This window comes from Vibrio sp. Vb1980, assembly GCF_033338615.1.
Lineage (GTDB): Bacteria > Pseudomonadota > Gammaproteobacteria > Enterobacterales > Vibrionaceae > Vibrio > Vibrio alginolyticus.
Window position 1 is genome coordinate 37,684 of sequence record NZ_JAWOSZ010000006.1, and the last position, 19,717, is coordinate 57,400.

Sequence of the window (19,717 nt, forward strand, 5' to 3'; positions counted from 1 at the left end):
GACCCTACCTTAGAGCTGATCTAATACCTGAGGGATGGCGAGCAATGTATCTTCCAACATCCATCATCCTGAACAGCGAGGGACGAGGTGATTCAGGAGCTACCCACCGAGTGCTTTGAGGTTCGTAGACTATCGCTATTTCCCAGCGAGTTGTAATCAGATTCCTAGTCTCACTTAAACTCGCTGGAATGACCCAAAATTGAATACAAGCCAAATAATTGGGTATGTGAGTAACGTATCTTCCAACATCCGTCATCCTGAACAGCGAGGGACGAGCGTGATTCAGGATCTACCCACCGAGTGCTTTGAAGTGCGAAAGTTATCGTCATTTACCAGCGAGCTGTTATCAGATTCCTAGTCTCGTCTAGACTCGCTGGAATGACCCTATCTTGGAACTGCTCCAATACCTGGGGTTGTGGCGAGCAATGTTTCTTCCAACATCCGTCATCCTGAACAGCGAGGGACGAGGTGATTCAGGATCTACCCACCGAGTGCTTTCAAGTGCGGAAGTTATCGCTATTTCCTAGCGAGCAGTAAACCGATTCCTATTCTCATTTAAACTCGCTAGATTGACCCTAATTTTAGTTCATGGCGCGGAGCCTAAGTATTGATATCAACCCACCAACTCTTTACGAATGATCTCCGCACCCGCACTTAACGCATTGAGCTTAGCGGTCGATACTTCACGAGACAAAGGTGCCATACCGCAGTTGGTACATGGGTAAAGCTTGTCGGCATCAACGTACTTCAACGCCTCTCGCAGTGTGTTCGCCACTTCTTCTGGTGTTTCAATTTCGTTGGTAGCAACGTCAATCGCACCAACCATCACTTTCTTACCACGAATCAACTCAAGTAACTCAATAGGCACTCGTGAGTTATGACACTCAAGCGAGATAATATCGATATTTGACTGCTGCAATTTAGGGAATACTTCTTCGTATTGTCGCCATTCAGTGCCTAGCGTTTGCTTCCAATCTGTGTTCGCTTTGATGCCGTAGCCATAGCAGATGTGCACTGCAGTTTCACATTTCAGCCCTTCAATCGCACGCTCTAAACATGCAATGCCCCACTCGTTCACATCATCGAAGAACACATTGAACGCAGGCTCATCAAACTGAATGATATCGACACCTGCCGCTTCAAGCTCTTTCGCTTCTTGGTTGAGGATCTTTGCAAATTCCCAAGCCAGCTTTTCACGGCTACCGTAATGATCATCATAAAGTGTGTCGATCATCGTCATAGGGCCTGGCAGCGCCCACTTTATAGGTTGCTTAGTTTGCTGACGTAAGAACTTGGCATCTTCAACAAACACGGGCTTTGTGCGGCTTACTGGGCCAACCACCGTCGGAACACTTGCTTCATAACGGTTGCGAATGGTCACCGTTTTACGGTTTTCAAAATCTACGCCGCTTAAATGCTCAATAAAGGTCGTCACAAAATGTTGCCGAGTTTGCTCGCCATCACTGACGATATCAACGCCTGCCAGTTCTTGTTCTTGCAAAGCGACACGTAGCGCATCGCGTTTGCCATCAATCAGTTCTTCACCTTGCAGTTTCCACGGTGACCAAAGTTTTTCTGGTTCGGCCAGCCAAGAAGGTTTCGGTAAGCTGCCAGCCGTTGAAGTCGGTAATAGTGTTTTCATCGTCATTCCTTTCTAGATTCTCGTTGTCGATTACGCGTAGTTTGCAGACCATTGTTCAAGCACAGATTGATAAGGTTTGATGAAATGCTCCTCGGCAAATTTCCCTTGTTCAATCGCCAGTTGGCTGCGCTCTTCTCGGTCGTAAACGATTTGAGTTAGCGAGTGGTCTAGGTTTTTTAAGTTTGGCTGGTAGCAATTACCGGCAACCGCGTTGGCATTGTAAATCTCAGGTCGGTAAATCTTCTGGAATGTCTCCATCGTGCTTATCGTGCTGATAAGCTCTAGGTTTGAATAATCGTTCAACAAGTCACCGAAGAAGTAGAATGCCAATGGTGCAACACTGTTTGGCGGCATAAAGTAGCGCACCTGTAAGCCCATCTTTTTGAAGTACTGCTCCGTCAACGAAGATTCGTTCGGCTGATATTCAAAGCCCAAAACAGGATGTTGGTTTTCGGTGCGTCGATATACCTTGTTGTCCGATACACTCAGACAAATCACTGGCAGCTTTTTGAAATGCTGTTTATAAGACTCAGAATTAACGAAAGCTTTGAACAGTTTGCCATGCAAATCACCGAAATTAGCTGGGATGCTGAAATGGGGCTGGTTTTTGTTGTGGTCCAACAGCAAAACGCTAAAGTCGTAATCACGAACGTATGAAGAGAAGTTATTGCCCACAATGCCTTCGATGCGCTCGTTAGTGTTGTGATCAACAATGTTAGTTTTGAGCACTTCAATCGATGGGAAGGCTTCGCCACTACCCTGGATATCCATATCAACAGAGATGATTTCAAGTTCAACTGAGTAACGGTCACCTTGCGCGTTATCCCAATATGCCAACGCATTAAAACGATTGTCGATCATTCGGAGCGCATTGCGCAGATTCTCTCGGCGGTAGTTTCCGCGAGCCAGATTAGCAAAGTTGGTAGTGATTCGCGTATTGTCTGATGGTTGGTAATTCTCATCAAAGCGAATGCTTTTGATAGCAAATGTGAAATCGTTATTCATCGTGAGTTGGTATCCTATTTCCTTAGATAAAGCAGACTTTTCCTAACTCTGTGCATGGGGACATTTTTTGTTTTTTGGTTTTCCCAATCGTTAGGTTGCACAGCACTTACGACGAACGGTTCGTACAAAAATGACCGTCGCAGTGCCTAACACCAGAGCAGTCCTTTTTTTATACTTGCTTCACGAGTTGAGTAATATTGGTATTGTTTCACATTGAACATGAAGGAAATTCATAGTGGGAGTTCCAACCCTAAGAGAGCTATCGTAGATACTGTTTTTCATTGACACCAATACACGTAACTTGGCGAGCATATTGCCAATATATGTAATTAAGAAACTGATAAGGGATTAGCAGTACGTAAACCAGTTTTAAGCCGAGAAAACGCATTGTATAAACAAGGCACCAACTGGAATATAGGACAGCGTAACTTAAATAGTACTTTTCACACTCCATCGTTTATTCAAGCATTCGTTTAATTAGAAGTACGTTACATTTATATTCTCGGAAACATGATTATTTAATTATCTTATTTATTTCTTTTTCTATCTTTACCATCTTAAACGTAAAGTTTAATTTCCTGCTGTAAAGCACATATAACTTCATACACGAACATGACAACTTCATTGACGGACTTTAGAACTCAACTATTACATTAAGTTCTAAAAAACCAATAACAAAAAAACATAAACCACTGTTTTAATTTGAATTAAACCCATAAACCCGAGATAACCACATAACGATACTTTACTTAGTTTGGTATAACAAAAACCCTAAAAACAACATGGCTAACATTTATAAAATTTACTTTTATCAATAAAAAATCTCAATATAACATTAGAAAATTAAAATTAAGCAATAACTTAAAAAGGCAAGACTTAATAACCAAATTCTTATTTATTATAGTTGAGAGGTGAATTTAAAAACTATGAGACATTAATCCCACGAATCTATCCTTTTTCTTTTTTTAATAAAAAACAAGATGCACTATTTCACCGCTCATTTATTGAGCTTGAATTTATAACCTGTCCATAATTATAAAGTGCCCATCAAGATAGTTTAAAACAAAAGTCTTTATGGGCTGACTAATAGGAAACAATAATGGAAAAACAGCATCTTTCCGCGAGTATTATCGCACTCGCTTTACTTGGTTCTTTAGCACCAGCACATGCTGAAGATACATTAAAATCTTACACTTCGACGTTGCTTCAGCTTGATGATGGTGATGCACGCTCGAAAAAAATCCGCTTAATTTATTCTTTAGAAAATGTCTGGAACCAATCTTTACTACCAAATGGCGCTAAAGAAGCTAAGTTGATCCTAAATGGCGGCTCTGGCTTCGACATGACTAATGTTCCAAACAAAGAACAAATCTATGGTTTTGCCACTGGGGGAGATTACCGTTACACCGTTCCAACGGCTTTTAAGCTGGCACTGAGCTATTTAAATGGCGCCCCTTTACGCCACATGAGCCATGCTCCAGAAAACACCATTGCAACGGCATCTGTCAGTGAGTCGCTAGATTTTAACCTTGGATTCAGTGCTTCTACTTCTCCAAATATTAGTGGGGGAATCTCCTGGAGCAACCGTGTAACGTACGACCAGCCAGAGTTTCAAACGGTTGCCGATTTTAACCAAGCTAACGAAAGCATTAATTGGTTAATTGAAAACAAGACTATCCGCCATAATACGCCAGCTAAAGACTGGTTATTGTATCGTTGGACCAGTTGTGACATGGGTAATTTGATTGATTACAATGAGTTACCTGTCGTTATGCGTTCAGATTTTAAACCACAAGTCGGCGTCGTATATAGAAAAAATGACATTCAAGATGGCCTAGATACATCAGAGGTCAAGCTGGTTGCTGGTTGGCGAAAAACCAATTACTACTTTGGTCGCGACTGGTGTAGCTGGTATACCACACCAGAAAATACCTGGAAGAAAAATCGTGATAGCAGTCAATGGACAGAGACTAGCCGAGCCGTAACTATCTCTTGGAATGACGATCTCTACCACTAACTTATTAGCCTGCGGCCACGGAATAAATAAGTGGCCGCCGTATTTACTAATGAAATAAACGGTAAGACATGACACATGACAAGTAACAAAAAACTCTTGACTGGATCGGCGCTAGCACTTGGTGCAGTACTCGCCATATTTCTGATTAATTCAAATAACAAGAATGCCCAGACCGAACCTGTTGCAAGCCTTGACGAGCAAATCAAGACAGAAGACGCTGCGACAATAAGTGTAACGCCTCCTGAGAGCAATGCTGCTCAAAAGGTGGTTACCACTCCAACACCACAAAGTGGCAATGATGATACTTCCGACGTCATTCCAGCTACACCTTGGATATCTGCCCCATTAAATGAACTGAGCAATGAACTGTACGATTTTATTGAAGCTGAACAGGTAAGTTACATCAGTACGACCGACTATCCATTCGACGAGCAAAAGCAAAAACAATTGCGAACATTAGCTAAGCAAGGGGTTCCTATCTTGTTTGACAATACGGAGTCATCCTATTTGGATAGCTACGGTGTCAGCGAAACCAAAGTCGTATCAGAGTATTTTGGTACGGCGTCTGAAGGTGATGTCATCATCGCTACCGGAGTACAGAATGCAGATGGCAGCATTCATTATCTAGTTTTGCCTTTGAAGAGCAAAGATCTCAACGATAACAGTAAATTGATTGAGGACACTAAGCTCGCAATCACTCTACTTAAAGAACAAAAGCATGACTTGATAAAAGAGAGACAAAACGAACATCGCGAATAAAAGTAAAGGGAGATAGCCTCTGTATCGCTATTTCCCTTAAAACTCAGTTCTCAATTAAGAAAAGCTCATTTCTCCCTACTTACCGGCACCCTATCCGAAATTACCTTGCCGTCTTTGATGGTGATGATGCGTTTAGTGCGCTCTGCCAGAGCGTTATCGTGCGTCACGATGATCAATGTTCTGCCTTCAGCGTGAAGTTGATTGAACAAGGCTTCAATCTCTGCGCCGGATTTTGAATCCAATGCACCCGTTGGTTCATCCGCTAAGATGATTTGCGGATCGTTGACCAAGGCTCTGGCGATAGCAACTCTCTGCTTTTGACCACCAGAAAGCTGGTTTGGTTTATGGTCTAAACGATCCCCTAGCCCGACTTGCTCTAGCAATTTAGCTGCGCGCTGGCGACGTTCTTTGGCTTTGATGCCAGAGTAAACCAACGGCAGTGCCACGTTATCAAGCGCCGTCGCGTATTCCAATAAGTTAAAGCTTTGGAAGACAAACCCGATCTTTTGGTTACGAATGCCAGCCAACTCATTCGCACTTAAACTTGCTACGTTTTGGCCGCCAAGTTGGTACTCGCCATCGGTGGGCTTATCTAAACAGCCGAGCATGTTCATTAGCGTTGATTTACCCGAGCCAGACGGGCCAAGAATCGAAAGAAACTCACCTTGATTAATGGTTAAGTCTACGCCGTCTAGCGCGCGAACTTCCGCCTCCCCGCTTGAGTAGTATTTACAGATGTTGGTCAGCTCAACAAGCGGCTTGTTCGACATGTTCTTTCCAGAGTTATTGTTGTTATTCACTTTGTAGCGCCTCCAACGGGCTGACTTTTGCGGCTCGGTTTGCAGGTAACCATGCAGATGCCACACCAATGATCACTAAGGTGAGGATGACAATCGCGACAACGACCCACGACAACTCAGGGACAGGTTTACCCAGTTGTTCATAAAAAGCATTGCCCTCTAAAGGAATGGAACTGATGGCAGACACCAGCGCGTACGTCACGGCTAACCCAAACGCCCCCCCCATCATCATTGTCAATAAAGACTGTACTAAATAGTGCATGCGAATAGCCGTTGGGGTTGCACCGACTGCCATGCGCACACCGATATCACGCGTAGATCGCTTTACGGTGGCATACATCACATTGGCGATGCCAACACCAGCAACAGCTAACGTCACGAAGCCGATAATGCCAAGGAAACTCTGCAAACCTATCAGAAACTGCTGCATACTCTTTTGCTTAAGGAACATATCATCGACTTGGACGACCTGTTCATCACTGACACTTGCCCCGTGTTTACGGGCAATCACTTGCCTGATCGTCTTTGCTAAGGCTTCTCGGTCTACATCCGCTTGTGGCTGCACATTGATGCCACCAATTTCACCGTTGACATGAAATCGCTTCCACGTCGCTAACGGCACAAAGCTGGAATAGTTGATAAGATCCCCCAGTTCTATTTGGGCGCTGTTTTTCTCCAATACGCCCACAACAGTGAACTCCTCATTGCCGATTTTTACCTTTTTCCCCACAGGGTTGACTTGCAATGTGACTGTCGCAAACCAACTAAAGTCCTCATTCGGGTTGAATAAGTCGGCTGCCAGTTCATAACCCAGTACAACGACTTTGCGCGTCTCTTTTTGATCGAGTGGGTTTAACCATCGTCCCCCCGCCATCGGCACCAAATTGGTCATGGATTGAAACTCGCTCGTGACCGCTAACGGCTCTTGCCATGAGCTTCTGTCACCAACGGTGATGCGCTCTTTCCACTTCGCAGTTGGCGCAACGCTTTTTACATCGGGTAATGCTCGAACGATCTCTGAATCGTCCATTTTTAACGTCAGAAACTTACCTTGGTGAAAAGCACCGTGGTCGACGGTGGCCATCCCTCCGGTCAAATAGATCAAGTTGCCGTTACCATTTTGTGCGGTTTTCAATACGCCCTGACGAATGCCCTCACCTACCGCCAACATAGCAGCGATACAGAGGGTCGCCCACGCTACAGCCAGAATAGTCAAACCCAATCTCAGCTTTTCTGCGGCCATTTCTTGGAAAATTTGTCTCATCGGTAACAACATGACTAGGCCCTCGCACTCAAAGCAATGACTGGCGTGAGACGCGATGCTCGCCTTGCTGGGAAATACGATGCCATCAAGGCCAAGACAAGCGTCACAAATAAAGACCAAGCAATGGAATCTGGCGTGATCACAGGCAAACCAATCCATTCCGGTAATGCCATGCTGCTTAGGACAGATACCACGGCATACGAAAACATCAGACCTAATGCCGTGCCCACAGCTACCAAAATAAGCCCCTCAAGAATAAACTGACTGAGTATGGATTTTTGAGTCGCCCCGATGGCCAAACGCACACCGATTTCACGCGTGCGCTCAGTGACGGATAAAAACATGATGTTGGCAACGCCAAGCGCACCGACCGCCATGGTCATCGCGCCGCTCGCTCCAAGAAAAATCTGAATGCCACGCAAAATTCCACTGATGACCGCCGCTCCTTCACTAAAATCGGGTAATTCGACCGCATCTTTATCACTTGGGTCAAAATGAAGCTGCTTGGCGAAAAAGTTCACGATATTTTGTCGAAATGACGATGCATCCATCCCTTCTCTCGGCTTCATCAATACCATCCAAGGTTTCGCATCCCACAAATCGCGGTACGTTGTTTGAGGAATGAAAACCGTGCGGCTATCGCCGAATGAAATGCCAGTGTCCTCACCAACGGTTATCCCAATCACCAAAAACGGAATGCCGTTGACTTTGAGCCTATCCCCGATTTGGATTCCACCCATTTGCGCAATTTGATCGCCTAACACCGCCACGCGAGTGTGGTTGTCCATATCACTTGGTGACAGGTTTCTCGAACCGGATTGCAGCTTGCGTTGCATTAAAGGAAAGTAAGACGTATCAATACCGCTGACCGTACTCGATAAATTCTGTCCTTTGAGATTGGTGATATTCGCATCCCATTTGGCGTAAACGCTCGACGCCAGTTGCACGAAGCCCGACTGTTTGATCATGTCGACTTTTTCTTGTGGAATATCAATTTGTCGCCTTGAAGGTAATCCTTGCCACGGTTTACTGGTGCTCGATGGAAACACCACTTGCACATTGTTGATCATAAATGAAAACGACTGGGTCTGATGGCGATAAAAGCCTTCGCCAAGTGCGATTAACACCACCACAGAGATCACGCCCCAAGCAATCGCGATAATGGCTAGCACGCTCTTCATGCGGTGCGCCATCAACGTTTGCCAAGTTTGCTGCAACAGGCTGCTCATGAATGAAAAGCCCGAGAGATCAACGCCATGGTATCGTCATCGAGTTTCCCTGCGGTTTGCAGTAAGCCGATTATCTTACGCCAATAGCTGTACAAGTTGGTTTGCAGACTGTTTTTCGCCTCAAACAAGCTGTTGTGTGCACTGATAACTTCCGACACTTCAAGCAGGCCAGCGTCGTAAAGTTTCTCTTTGCTTTGCAACACTCTGGCGCGCGACTCAACTAGCTCGTTCGCTATCAAAACTTGATTCCAGTTGATATCGACCTGCGTAAACTGCTGAATAACTCGTTTCTGAATATCAATTTCCACTCTACGCATATCTTGCTTGGCGCTTAAAATGTTCAACGATGCTTCGTCCACTTTCGCTCGCACTGCACCATTGAGGTCAATCGGCAAACTCAAACTAATCCCAGCGTTAAACTCGCCGTTTGAACGATTGTCACCATCGCTGTAGCCCACACTGCCTTTGACGGTTGGGTAGTATCCACCTTTAGCTGAATCTTTCGCGAACTCGCTCGCTTTCACCATCTGCGCCGCCACCAACAGCTCTGGACTGCTGTCTTTAGCCAGCTTTAGCCATTGCTCCTGAGAGTCCACCAGCATCGGCGGCTGAATCAAAGAATCCGTTCGAATTTGGTCGACACTCTCCGGCATTTGATTGATTAACGCCGCAAGCTCTGCTTTTTTCACTTCGAGATCGGCTTTTGCATTGAGGATACTTGCTTGCTCAGAAACTTGATTCGCTCGCATCTCTTCAACATCAACCGACTTCACTTTGCCTGCTCGATAGCGTTTCTCGATGATGTTGAGAAGTTCTTTCCCCTCCTCCAGCTTGGACTGCGCCAATTTGAGGTCGCCCTGTGCGCTTGCCACATCTAGGTAAGCGGTGAGCAACTTCTGCGCAAGCTCGTTATGTGATTGAGATAGCTCTAACTGTGCTTTGAGATAATTGGCATTCGCTTGATCCAGTTCCGACCACAAACTGCTATCCCAAATAGTTTGAGATAAGGTAGCACCGTAACTGTTGGAATGGCTTGAGGACTCATTCCAATCCGCTGACGCACTGGCGCTTAAACCCGGCAATAACGCACTGCGGCTACTCTGTACGCCAACCTCGCCAAGCTGGACGCCGATTTTCGCTTTTTCGTAATTAGGATCGTTCTGCTTTGCTTGTTGCCAAGCCTGTTCAATAGAAATTGCGTAGGTCGGCAAACTGAGCGTGGAAGCCAACAATGCAAAGGCGATTTTTGATCGTTGCAGTTTAACCATGCGCCGCTCCCATCATGCTGTTGTCGATAACCTCTTCATCAAGCTCCACGCCGTCAAGCACTTCGACATTGATGCCATCTGACAGACCGAGTTTCACCGGTTGTTTATGAAACCCTTGTTCTGAGCTGTCGGGGATCAGAACATTCGGTGCGTCACCATCAAATAGCAGAGCGCGCTCCGGTAGAGTGAGCACGTTTTCAGACTTCTTCAGAATGATTTGAGCCGTCGATGAAAAACCAGAACGAAGAAACACATCTTGTGGGATCTTGAGTTCTCCCACTTCAACCTCAAAACCGTTATCAAAACTTTTTGCCGAAGCGTTGCCTTCTGGTGAGTTAAGGTTCTCAGATTGAATCGCCACTTTGGTTAGCACACCAGAAATCGCCACATCAGGATAAGGCGCCACCGTCAACATAACGGGCATTCCCGGAGACAACTGCGCAGCATCATGCTCACTGACGCTACCTTTAAAAATCAGACTGTTCATGTCGGCCAATGACATCATTTCAGTCGCGGCTTGGCTTGATTGAGTCGAGATGATCGGCTCTCCGACCTCAACTTTCTGGTTGAGTACCGTGCCATCAATTGGCGCGTAGATCGTCGACGTTAAACGTGCATCACCGATAGACGCCTCACCACTGCGGATGAGTTCGAGATTCTGGCGCTTTTGCAATACGTCCGCTTGCGCAGATTTGACTGCCGAGCGCGCACTTACGTATTCGTCGTAGTTACTTGGAATAATGTCCTGCTTGACCAAGCTTTCTAGGTTAGACAGTTTTTGTTTGGCGGATTCCAGATCGGCTTCGCTACGCATGAGCTCTGCCGATGCATCCGTTAATGCTTGGGGGGTTGGGTTTGGACGTACTTTGATCAGCGACTGGCCTTGCTTCACCTTTTCACCAACTTTCGCGTAAATTTCACCGACGATACCGTCGATTTGTGACTTGATAGACACGGAGTGTGCAGGGACAATTTTACCAACAGCCACCGCTTGTTTTTCAATCGTGCCTTTTTCCACAATCAATGTAGGCAGTAATTCTGGTTGAGCGGCAGATTGGAGATAGAAATACGTACCACCGCCGAGCAGCGCAATGCTCACAGCGGAGACAAGCCAACGTTTCGTCATTATTTATTCCAACAATTATTGGGTAGTCTAATGACTACTCCTAAAACACAAAGTTGAAGGAATAATATCCTGCTTTAATAGCGGTTTGGTTGTCACAGTTGGTATGGTTTTGTCAGTCGGCTCTGACAATCAAAGAGCAAAAAACCTCGACGAATCATTCAGCAAAGACGCTGTCTACGATGGCGACTAACAAGCTCTGTAACCGCTCGTTTCAACCGCCACCCTTTTCATTCTGAACAATGTGCAAAATGGCGCAGTTCTGTATCCTCCAATCGCATATCCATACAGTCTTGCGCCTCACGTCCTAGAGCAGGAAAAACTGCATGCGCTTTTAAAATGCCTTGGCTGATAAAGCCGCATTTCTCCAACACACGGATACTCGCGTGGTTGCCAATATGCGGGGCGGTGCGAATGCGCGTTATACCCAAGCTTTGCAGGTAGACAACGCCAAGTTTGCAGGCTTGGGTTGCATAGCCTTTTCCCCGATAGCGAGCAGAAATACCAAAATGGATTTCACTGCTGTCTTGCTCAGGTATCAGCACCAGACAACCAATAGGAGTTTGAGAAGTGAGTTCTTCAATAGCGAAGACTAAGAGATTGGGAGACTTTTGATCATATTGAGCACACCATCTTTCGATAGCTTCAAGGGTTTGATTAACATTTTGGTGGGCTTGGCGATTGAGGAAGCGGCATGCTTTCTCATCGCCTAAATAGTTTTCAAACAGGGGAGCAGCGTCTGTTGTTTTGAGGTATCTGATTGCCACTTGTTGAGATTCAACTCTCATCATGATTTAGCTCTGATAAACATTCGGTTTCCAGATTTGCATAAAGTTTTCTACTGGAGCAATAGGAGTGAACCCAAACTGTTCGTACAACCCATGAGCATCGCGGGTTGCAAGCATCATACGGCGTAAGCCTTGTAGTTCTGGATGAGCAACAATTTCTGAGATCAACCACTTACTGATGCCTTTACCACGGTGTACCTCCATAACAAACACATCGGCAAGGTACGCAAACGTGGTACGATCGGTAATTAACCGAGCAAAAGCAACGAGTTGATTTTCATCATCCAAAACCGCGAAACAGAACGAATGGCGCAATGACTTCTCAAGGCGTTCTCTTGGAATGCCCTTTCCCCAGTAACTGTTTGAAATGAACTCGTAGATAACGTCTAAATCCATGTCATCTAACGACGTAGTAATTCGAAATCCTTGCATTGTATCCCTCAACATTGATTTATATTTTCTTAGCCACACAGACAAGCGAGTTGGCATTCGCCTCAAATGCTTGCGCTGACCAAGACTGGTACTTCTCTATGATTCTGAATCCCGCTTGTTCAAGGAAAACCTCTATGTCTTCCAGCGGACGATATTTTAAATCAATGCTGGAATACTCAATCGTTCCACCTTCAAAATGGCGCTCTTTCTTCAAATACATGATGGATGTTTGCAAGTCATACTCGGCCTTCATACCGAAATAATTCACTTCACCATAGGTTGGAGAAACATAGGTTTGCCACAGTGCCATCTCATTATCCAGTTCTAGATTCTCTGGCGTTGGTAACCGCGTATCGAAGACAAATCGCCCACCTTTTTCGAGGTGTCTTGATATTGAGCTCAGTGCACCTGCTAGCATCTCATCACTTAAAAAGGCTTGGAATGCATTCCCTGTCATTATGGCTAGGTCAAACTTCTTACCTAACGAAAACTGGGTTGCGTCGAGATGAAGAAAACGCAAGTTACTCCTGCTTTTGGCTTTGTCCTTTGCGTGTTTGAGCATCCCTTCAGAAATATCAATGCCAATGGCTTCGTTGAGTTGCTCAGAGACTGGAATCGTGACAATGCCGGAACCACAACAGACATCCAGTACACTTCGAGCATTGGTTTCTTCGATTAACCTTGTGATAAAAGCAATGTCGTGATGGTAATGCTGGTCGTATTGAGCATCGTATTCAATGCCAGACCCGAACTCGGTTAAATCTTGTGTTTTCAAAAACAATCCTTGTTTGTTACTTATTTCATCGGTGTGACTTTTTCAGCTCTAGCATCAAGTATCGACACACATAACCAACACCAGATACGTAACCAATCACATTTTCTAGGGAAACCACTTCCAACCCCGCTTGCTGACAGAGTTGCTCAACTTCACTTTCGGTATATGCCGTATGCACGACCGATCCACTATAAGTATTTCGAGGCAAATCTTGTCCATCCGGATCGTGGTATTGAAAGCTGATAAAACATCGTCCATTCGCAGTTAGCTTATGCGAAATGCACTCCAGAAGTTTTTGAGGCTCTGCTAGAAACTCAGTAAAACCAAGTGCGGTGATAAGGTCGAAGGTTTGTTCAAACAAAAGGGAAAATGGCTCATCGAGATTATGAACCGCGACGCTTTGATAGAGGTTAGTTTGGCGCGCTTGATCAACCATTTTGGACGAGATGTCTAAGCCATGGATGGCGAGTTCTGGATAGTGACTTTTTACGACATGGCCGATACTGCCAGTCGCACAGGCTAGGTCGAGAACCGAGCCTTGCTCGATGGGAAAGGTTTTTAACTTCTCAGAAATCCAACGTGGACCGACGTAGTGACTGTCATCCACCAACTTTTGATAACGATCCGACACATCATCATACATTTTTGCTACGTTCATCGTTTCCTCCTTGATAACCAGAACGATGCTCGAATGTAGCACGCAATAAGCATCTAGACACTTATTGGTTAACTAGTTCTTTATGGTATGTGACCGACTGGTTGTTTAGGACAACAAAAAAATCCGATACTCAATATTTTGAATATCGGATTTTTATAGCGTTATCGAGCTAACCAAATTCTCGCTAGTATTCCTATCGGAGTGGTAACGCCAGTTGTGACAGAGGAAATTTCACCATTTCTTAAAACATAAATGGTTGGGGTCACGCTAATTTTCCATTCGCGCATAATATCGCTTGAAGGATCGTTTATGTTTTCGAAACGATATTCTTTTGCCTGCATAAACTGCGCCACACGCTCATTTGGCCCTGATGAGCCAGAAACACCAACTAAGGCATAGTCATCACTCAGCCAGCTCACGCTTGGGCTTACAAATTTACAAGCGGGACACCAAGTCGCCCAAAAATAAACAACGACAGGTTGTTCATAACTTTGCGCGATTGCATCGAAGTGTTCACCATCGCTCAATACGGAGCTCAATGGTGGTGACTCCTGTTTAGGAATATCTTTGGTGCGATACCAATCCATCACGATGGAAATGACGGTGACAATGAGCACCATCTGTACGATTTGAACGAGCCAATATCGGAATGTTCTACGCTGCTTTGTCGAACTCATTGAATGGATCCTCCACTCGCTTGTTTCACCGCGCTTAAAACAACATCATCAGTCAGAATCACAGGTAACGGGATACCTTGTCGCGCTGCCGGGCCATAGACGATGTTAAACGGCACACCGTAACGCCCATGAGCTCGTAAAAAGTCAGTTACCGAGCCGTCCGGATGTGTCCAATCCCCTTTTAACATCGCTACATTAGGGCTTTGCAGCAATGAGTAGACAGGATCTTGCCAGATCACACCGATCTTGTTCGCTTTACACGTGACACACCAATCCGCAGTGACATCCACAAACACCACTCGCCCATTATTGACGTGATCTTCAATCGCCGAGTTAGAAAGCTTCTGCCACGCTAAGTCCTCAGGAAGCGGTGTCGCCCATTGGTCGGCAGTGACACTACCAAGTAACAGGCCACCAGCTATCAACACTAATGACGCAGTTCCGGATACAGCAAGCGCTTTCTCACCATACACTTTCTTAACTCTTGCCATCATTACAACAAAAGCAGCCACAGCGATAAGTGCAATCCATAACATCGGAACATGATTTGCCATTAATGAAAGTAGCCAAACGCTGGTTGCCAACATCATTATGCCAAACACTATTTTAACGACATTCATCCACGAGCCAGGCTTTGGTAGTTTCAGCGCGATACTTGGAAACACAGCGACTAAGATCCAAGGCAGTGCCATACCCAATGCTAATGCTGTAAAAGTTGCAAATAACGTTAATACGTCGGCACCCAAGGCAAACGCCACGGCTGTTCCCAGGAAAGGCGCGGAGCAAGGCGTCGCAAGCAATGTGGCAAACATACCTTGAACATAGTGACCAACTAGGGAGTTATCACCTTTCGAGGCCAGCCATGTATTGGTACCCGATGATAGACGGATTTCAAACAGCCCCAGCATATTGGCCCCAAACAAAGTGGTGACCAACACCATAAAACCTAAGAACCAAGGGCTTTGAAATTGCACGCCCCAGCCAATGGCATTACCTGTTAGCTTGAGCACCAAAATAAAACCAGCGAGAATCCAGAACGACGTTAATATACCAAGTGACGAGGCAACAAACTGAGCGCGAATTTGACGACGCTCGATACCTTGAGCGGCAACAATACTACTTAGCTTCATCCCCAAAACCGGAAGAACGCAAGGCATAATGTTAAGAATTAAACCGCCGAGCAACGCGAATAGAAAAACACTCGTTAGAGACGTGCTCGGCAACGGTTCAACTATTGCCTCAGCAGTTGCTTGAGTGGTTTCTTCTGCTAGTAAATTGGTGTCTTTGATGGTCACAAACAGCGACTGATCATCTAACTCCACATCGCCCAGCCAAGTATCAACGATATAGCTCGCGGTGACGATGTTTCCTTCTTGATGCATTCCTTCAAGCTTGAAGCTATAGTCTCGCGTTGCTTCATCGACACCATCCACCAGCACTTGTGGTTGTTGCCAACCCTGACTGTTCTTTAGCTTGATTTGTAGTTTCGATTGGTTCGCATCCCAACTCGCCTGAGTAACATCAATAAACGGCGATGGCTGCGGCACGTTGCTCACTGCTTGAGCGTAACTGAACATCACGCCTTCATCGACTGTTAGATCAGAAGGCAAGAACGTCAATTGAATTTGATAGTCCGTCAGCACACAAATCGTCGTACAAGAAGAAAGTGTCAGTACCGCATCAATCGTGACAGGTTTGGACATGTCTTCGACGTGCAGCGTCATGGGGAACAAAGTGTCGCCTTTATACCCAAGAGTCTCGATACCTAATAGTTCGAATTTTTGTGGGTGCGGCCATTGCCAATCCACTTTGGATAAATTTTGTGAATTTTGCCAATCAATAGATGGTGCTACGCCGCCCTCACCAGGTGAACGCCAGTAAGTTTTCCAGTCCCCAGCCAACTTGACGTCCAGATAACCAGTGATTGTTTTGGCTTGCGGATCTTGTTGACCAGTGAGCACAAAGCGCGTTTGCACTGGAGGATGTTGCGGGTTGGTCAGCCAACCTGTATCAGTAGTTTGAGCTGAAATACTCAGAGAGAGCAAACTCAAAGCAAGCGTCATAAAAAACATGGACGCAAACTGAGTCAGTTTAGTAATTTGATTCATAGTGATTCCTAGTTAAAAGACAAAGGTGCTAAATAACTGACGCTAGTGGTCAGAAAGCACGCTTTTATTCTCGGAACACACAGAAAGTCAGATGGACTCGATACTTACGGCCTATCGGTTCCGTCCAATGTTGCGCACCAATATAGGCACTGCACAACCAAATTGCCGAAGCAAAAAGACCGACAAACAGAACAACAATAAATACATCGAGTTGATGTTGAGAAAACTGAATTAACTTTTCAGACAATTCGCACTTGCTAGTTTCTTTAGTATCAATAGACTTGACGCTCGAACGCTCATCAGCAAGTGAAACCGCGGGCGATTCCGTCTCATATTTCATAGAGCATGACGATGCAAAGCCTGAATTTTGCATCAGACACACAACGACCACCCAGCCAATAATCGCCAGTAGCCATTTTGCCCGCTTATGTGGCGTGTGATGTCGTTTAGTCAACAAACTCATAAGAATTCAGATAAAGTAAGAACGAAGAAGATAATACGCGAGTCGTCATAAAGCTCAAGTTGTATCCTCTAAATAACCTTAAGAGGCTTCACTCGGTAAGCTTTAATCTAGCTTGCCATAAATATATGCCAACTCTGCGACGGTTTTTGCCGAGAACTTCTTCAATAGATTAGCTCGGTGTACTTCAACCGTTCGCATTGCTATGCAAAGTTCGTCAGCAATACGAATGTTGCGCTTTCCTTCAATAATCAAACGTAAAATGTCTTTTTCTCTAGGTGTGAGCGATTCATAAGCCGATTTAGCTGCTGCCATATCGAGGTTTGTGGCAGACTGCGCCTGTCCCTGTAAAATGGCTCGTGCCAGTTCATCGCCTTTGACTGGCTTTTGGAAGAAATTGACCGCCCCAGCTTGCAATGCATCGACCGCCATCGGGACATCACCATGCCCTGTCAGATAAATAACGGCTAACGGGCTGTTGGCTTTATTTAAAACTTGGTGCACTTGCTGACCACGAAGGTTGGGCATTCGGCTATCAAGGATCACGCATCCGGCCTGATGAATGTTCACTTTATCGAGAAAAGATTGCCCATCAGCAAAAGTCGTCACCTTGAACTCATGCTCTTCCAGCATAAAAGCGAGCGAGTCACGCACCGATTCATCATCATCGACTACAAAAACAGGTAGCTGCTTTTCACCGCTGCTCATTGAATGCTCCTATGCCTAGTTCAGATTAGTTTTGATATGGAAACACAAGCTCAACCAAACAACCATGTGGTGCTGTCGAGCTGATGACAAACTCGCCACCATGCATTTCCATCACATCGCGACAAATGGCTAACCCTAGCCCAAGCCCTTCTTCTTTGCTACTCACAAACGCTTGAGTCGGATTCTCTTGCTGCAACCCTGTACCATTGTCTAACACTCGAATAGAGAGTTGATTGATTTGGTAATCGCAATGCAGGGCAATTTTACCTTGATAGCCTGATGAGTGATATTTCTCTTGGAACAAAGTACACGCATCAATCGCGTTGCTGATCACATTAACTAAAACCTGTTGTACGCCAACTGCATCGACAAGTAACGGACGAATGTTCCCTTCTGTACTGGCCACAATAGAAATGTTTTGCTTCTGCATTCTAAAATGGAGCAACTCAATCGTGTCATCAATGAGTACTTGAAGATCGCACGACGTTTTGTCGACACTGCGCTTGCGAATCAACGTTCTTAATCGCTGAATAATTGCATCGGCTCTTTCAACTTGGCCCTGTATTTTCTCAAGTACAGGGACAATATCTTCATGTGGGCGTTTTTTGGCCAAGCGAAGTAAACCGCCTTCACTATAATTGCGAATGGCTGCCAATGGCTGATTGAGTTCATGAGCAAGACTAGTGCCGATTTCTCCGACAATCGCGACCCTTTGTGAATGTTCTAACTGTTCACTTTTCTCTTTTAATCGTAACGATGTCTGCTCCAACGCTTGCTTACTCTTGCTAAATCGATACTCAAGCCAAAAGTGGTACGCGTTCAACACAATCACAAACATGAACAGCGCCCATGCCCATTCTTGATGACTACGCAGCCAGCGTAGAGCCTCACTCCACCAAGGTTGTTGCAACGGATGGAGATCCAACGCCTGATACAGTTTGTCGATACTCAGCAAGCTGACGGGGGACGTCCAACCTGACGCGCCTGCCGCAATAACCGCAGGGTGTTCAGGTGGCATCGCTAACAATACTTGCGCAATCTGTTTGGCAATCTGAGATGAGCCGCGCTCTGTTTTGGCAAATGACCAGTTCGGATAAAGCGGTGTGGAAACAGCGCATAACGAACGCTCGTTCGGCTGTTGATTTAAAACTCGGTAATTACTCGGTTGTAAAAGCCCTTCACTTAGCATCTGTTCCAATAAACAAGCAGGGACAACGGCCGCTTCCACATTGCCATCACGTAGTTGATACAGGTTGGCATCAATAGGAAAACCAAGATAGCGGACATCAGAAAAGAAATCGTTTGGATTAAGACCCATTTTGACTATTTGATAGCGCATCGTGAGATAACCACCAAAGGCTTTTTCTGATACCGCTGCAACGGGACGTCCTGAGACATCTTGCACCGTTTGATAACTTGAATTGGCTCGAACCACAAGCGCCGAACCAATGCCGTAATTCGAGTTTTGTGGTGCTCTGCTGGTTAGCGTTGCCATCCACGACAGCGCGTATTGCCTGCCCAATCGCACTGCCTGACCTGGGTTGGTTAAGATGAAATCTATCTTCTGAAACTTCACCGCTTCGCCCATTTCATCCAAGTTAAGGGGATGAAGGACAAAATGCACATCGGAAATTTGCTGATTGAGCCAATCAATGGTCGGTTGCCATCTCTGCTCAGCATAAAGATGACCACGTATCGCTAACACGCCCACTTCGACTTTTTGCTTGGCCTGTGGCTGCTCTGCTTTTTGCTCTTGCATTCCTTGCAGATCTGCTTGTTCAGAAACTGCGCCCTGAGCCAAAGATGCAAAGGCAACTAAGCAAAGAATCCAAAGCTGAAGCCACAGTGCTTTTTTCATGATGAGTCGAATCGTTCCGTCAAGAGAGTACGACAAGAATAACAGCTACCTTCCCTAAACCACATTTGTTTTAGATCAAGTTTGATCTGGGTATGTGGAAATCCACAATATAAGCCTCGCGGCGCATTTCTCACAATGGAATCAGT

18 protein-coding genes are annotated in these 19,717 nt (G+C 45.5%); 2 read left to right on the top strand and 16 right to left on the bottom strand.

Features of this window, described 5'->3' with window-relative positions:
- Window positions 1–613: 613 nt before the first annotated feature.
- Together R7F64_RS11570 and R7F64_RS11575 are read right to left on the bottom strand one after the other, a co-directional pair.
- Window positions 614–1,642: a methionine synthase gene (locus R7F64_RS11570; RefSeq protein WP_031780992.1), complete on the bottom strand. Its 1,029-nt coding sequence runs from the start codon at window positions 1,640–1,642 to the stop codon at window positions 614–616.
- 30 nt (window positions 1,643–1,672) lie between these two features.
- Window positions 1,673–2,647, bottom strand: a complete 975-nt coding sequence (locus tag R7F64_RS11575; RefSeq protein WP_285399380.1) for a DUF1852 domain-containing protein — start codon at window positions 2,645–2,647, stop codon at window positions 1,673–1,675.
- Between the two features lie 1,099 nt (window positions 2,648–3,746).
- Between R7F64_RS11575 and R7F64_RS11580 the strand changes: the two genes are divergently transcribed.
- Together R7F64_RS11580 and R7F64_RS11585 are read left to right on the top strand one after the other, a co-directional pair.
- Window positions 3,747–4,664: a leukocidin family pore-forming toxin gene (locus R7F64_RS11580; protein ID WP_005376731.1), complete on the top strand. Its 918-nt coding sequence runs from the start codon at window positions 3,747–3,749 to the stop codon at window positions 4,662–4,664.
- Window positions 4,665–4,739: 75 nt separating this feature from the next.
- Window positions 4,740–5,423, top strand: a complete 684-nt coding sequence (locus R7F64_RS11585; RefSeq protein ID WP_130545126.1) for a topoisomerase I — start codon at window positions 4,740–4,742, stop codon at window positions 5,421–5,423.
- 65 nt (window positions 5,424–5,488) lie between these two features.
- Here R7F64_RS11585 and R7F64_RS11590 read toward each other — a convergent pair whose 3' ends face one another.
- From R7F64_RS11590 to R7F64_RS11655, 14 genes are all read right to left on the bottom strand, one after another.
- The gene (locus tag R7F64_RS11590; protein ID WP_130545155.1) at window positions 5,489–6,193 is read right to left on the bottom strand and encodes an ABC transporter ATP-binding protein; all 705 of its coding nucleotides are present in this window, start codon (window positions 6,191–6,193) and stop codon (window positions 5,489–5,491) included.
- Between the two features lie 22 nt (window positions 6,194–6,215).
- Window positions 6,216–7,499, bottom strand: coding sequence for an ABC transporter permease (locus R7F64_RS11595; protein ID WP_239932585.1), 1,284 nt, complete (start codon window positions 7,497–7,499; stop codon window positions 6,216–6,218).
- A gap of 2 nt (window positions 7,500–7,501) precedes the next feature.
- A complete protein-coding gene (locus R7F64_RS11600) occupies window positions 7,502–8,716 on the bottom strand; it encodes an ABC transporter permease (RefSeq protein ID WP_262627436.1) in 1,215 nt (404 codons plus the stop codon).
- Window positions 8,713–9,984, bottom strand: coding sequence for a TolC family protein (locus R7F64_RS11605; RefSeq protein WP_262628800.1), 1,272 nt, complete (start codon window positions 9,982–9,984; stop codon window positions 8,713–8,715). The genes R7F64_RS11600 and R7F64_RS11605 overlap by 4 nt, the downstream gene beginning before the upstream one ends.
- Window positions 9,977–11,110, bottom strand: coding sequence for an efflux RND transporter periplasmic adaptor subunit (locus tag R7F64_RS11610; RefSeq protein WP_318071708.1), 1,134 nt, complete (start codon window positions 11,108–11,110; stop codon window positions 9,977–9,979). The genes R7F64_RS11605 and R7F64_RS11610 overlap by 8 nt, the downstream gene beginning before the upstream one ends.
- 227 nt (window positions 11,111–11,337) lie before the next feature.
- Window positions 11,338–11,898, bottom strand: a complete 561-nt coding sequence (locus tag R7F64_RS11615; protein WP_258515650.1) for a GNAT family N-acetyltransferase — start codon at window positions 11,896–11,898, stop codon at window positions 11,338–11,340.
- Between the two features lie 3 nt (window positions 11,899–11,901).
- A complete protein-coding gene (locus tag R7F64_RS11620) occupies window positions 11,902–12,327 on the bottom strand; it encodes a GNAT family N-acetyltransferase (RefSeq protein WP_005376713.1) in 426 nt (141 codons plus the stop codon).
- A gap of 19 nt (window positions 12,328–12,346) precedes the next feature.
- Complete coding sequence (locus R7F64_RS11625; RefSeq protein ID WP_005376712.1) at window positions 12,347–13,102, bottom strand: class I SAM-dependent methyltransferase; 756 nt, start codon at window positions 13,100–13,102, stop codon at window positions 12,347–12,349.
- Between the two features lie 25 nt (window positions 13,103–13,127).
- Entirely contained in the window at window positions 13,128–13,760 is a 633-nt protein-coding gene (locus R7F64_RS11630) for a class I SAM-dependent DNA methyltransferase (RefSeq protein WP_318071709.1), read from the bottom strand.
- A 161-nt stretch (window positions 13,761–13,921) separates the two neighbouring features.
- The gene (locus tag R7F64_RS11635) at window positions 13,922–14,437 is read right to left on the bottom strand and encodes a protein disulfide oxidoreductase (RefSeq protein ID WP_005376704.1); all 516 of its coding nucleotides are present in this window, start codon (window positions 14,435–14,437) and stop codon (window positions 13,922–13,924) included.
- Window positions 14,434–16,545, bottom strand: a complete 2,112-nt coding sequence (locus R7F64_RS11640; RefSeq protein ID WP_258515653.1) for a protein-disulfide reductase DsbD family protein — start codon at window positions 16,543–16,545, stop codon at window positions 14,434–14,436. Before R7F64_RS11640 ends, R7F64_RS11635 begins: the two co-directional genes overlap by 4 nt.
- A gap of 64 nt (window positions 16,546–16,609) precedes the next feature.
- Window positions 16,610–17,008: a hypothetical protein gene (locus R7F64_RS11645; protein ID WP_005376702.1), complete on the bottom strand. Its 399-nt coding sequence runs from the start codon at window positions 17,006–17,008 to the stop codon at window positions 16,610–16,612.
- A gap of 102 nt (window positions 17,009–17,110) precedes the next feature.
- A complete protein-coding gene (locus R7F64_RS11650; RefSeq protein WP_033905719.1) occupies window positions 17,111–17,713 on the bottom strand; it encodes a response regulator transcription factor in 603 nt (200 codons plus the stop codon).
- Between the two features lie 25 nt (window positions 17,714–17,738).
- The gene (locus tag R7F64_RS11655) at window positions 17,739–19,571 is read right to left on the bottom strand and encodes a sensor histidine kinase (RefSeq protein WP_042523068.1); all 1,833 of its coding nucleotides are present in this window, start codon (window positions 19,569–19,571) and stop codon (window positions 17,739–17,741) included.
- Between the last annotated feature and the right edge of the window lie 146 nt (window positions 19,572–19,717).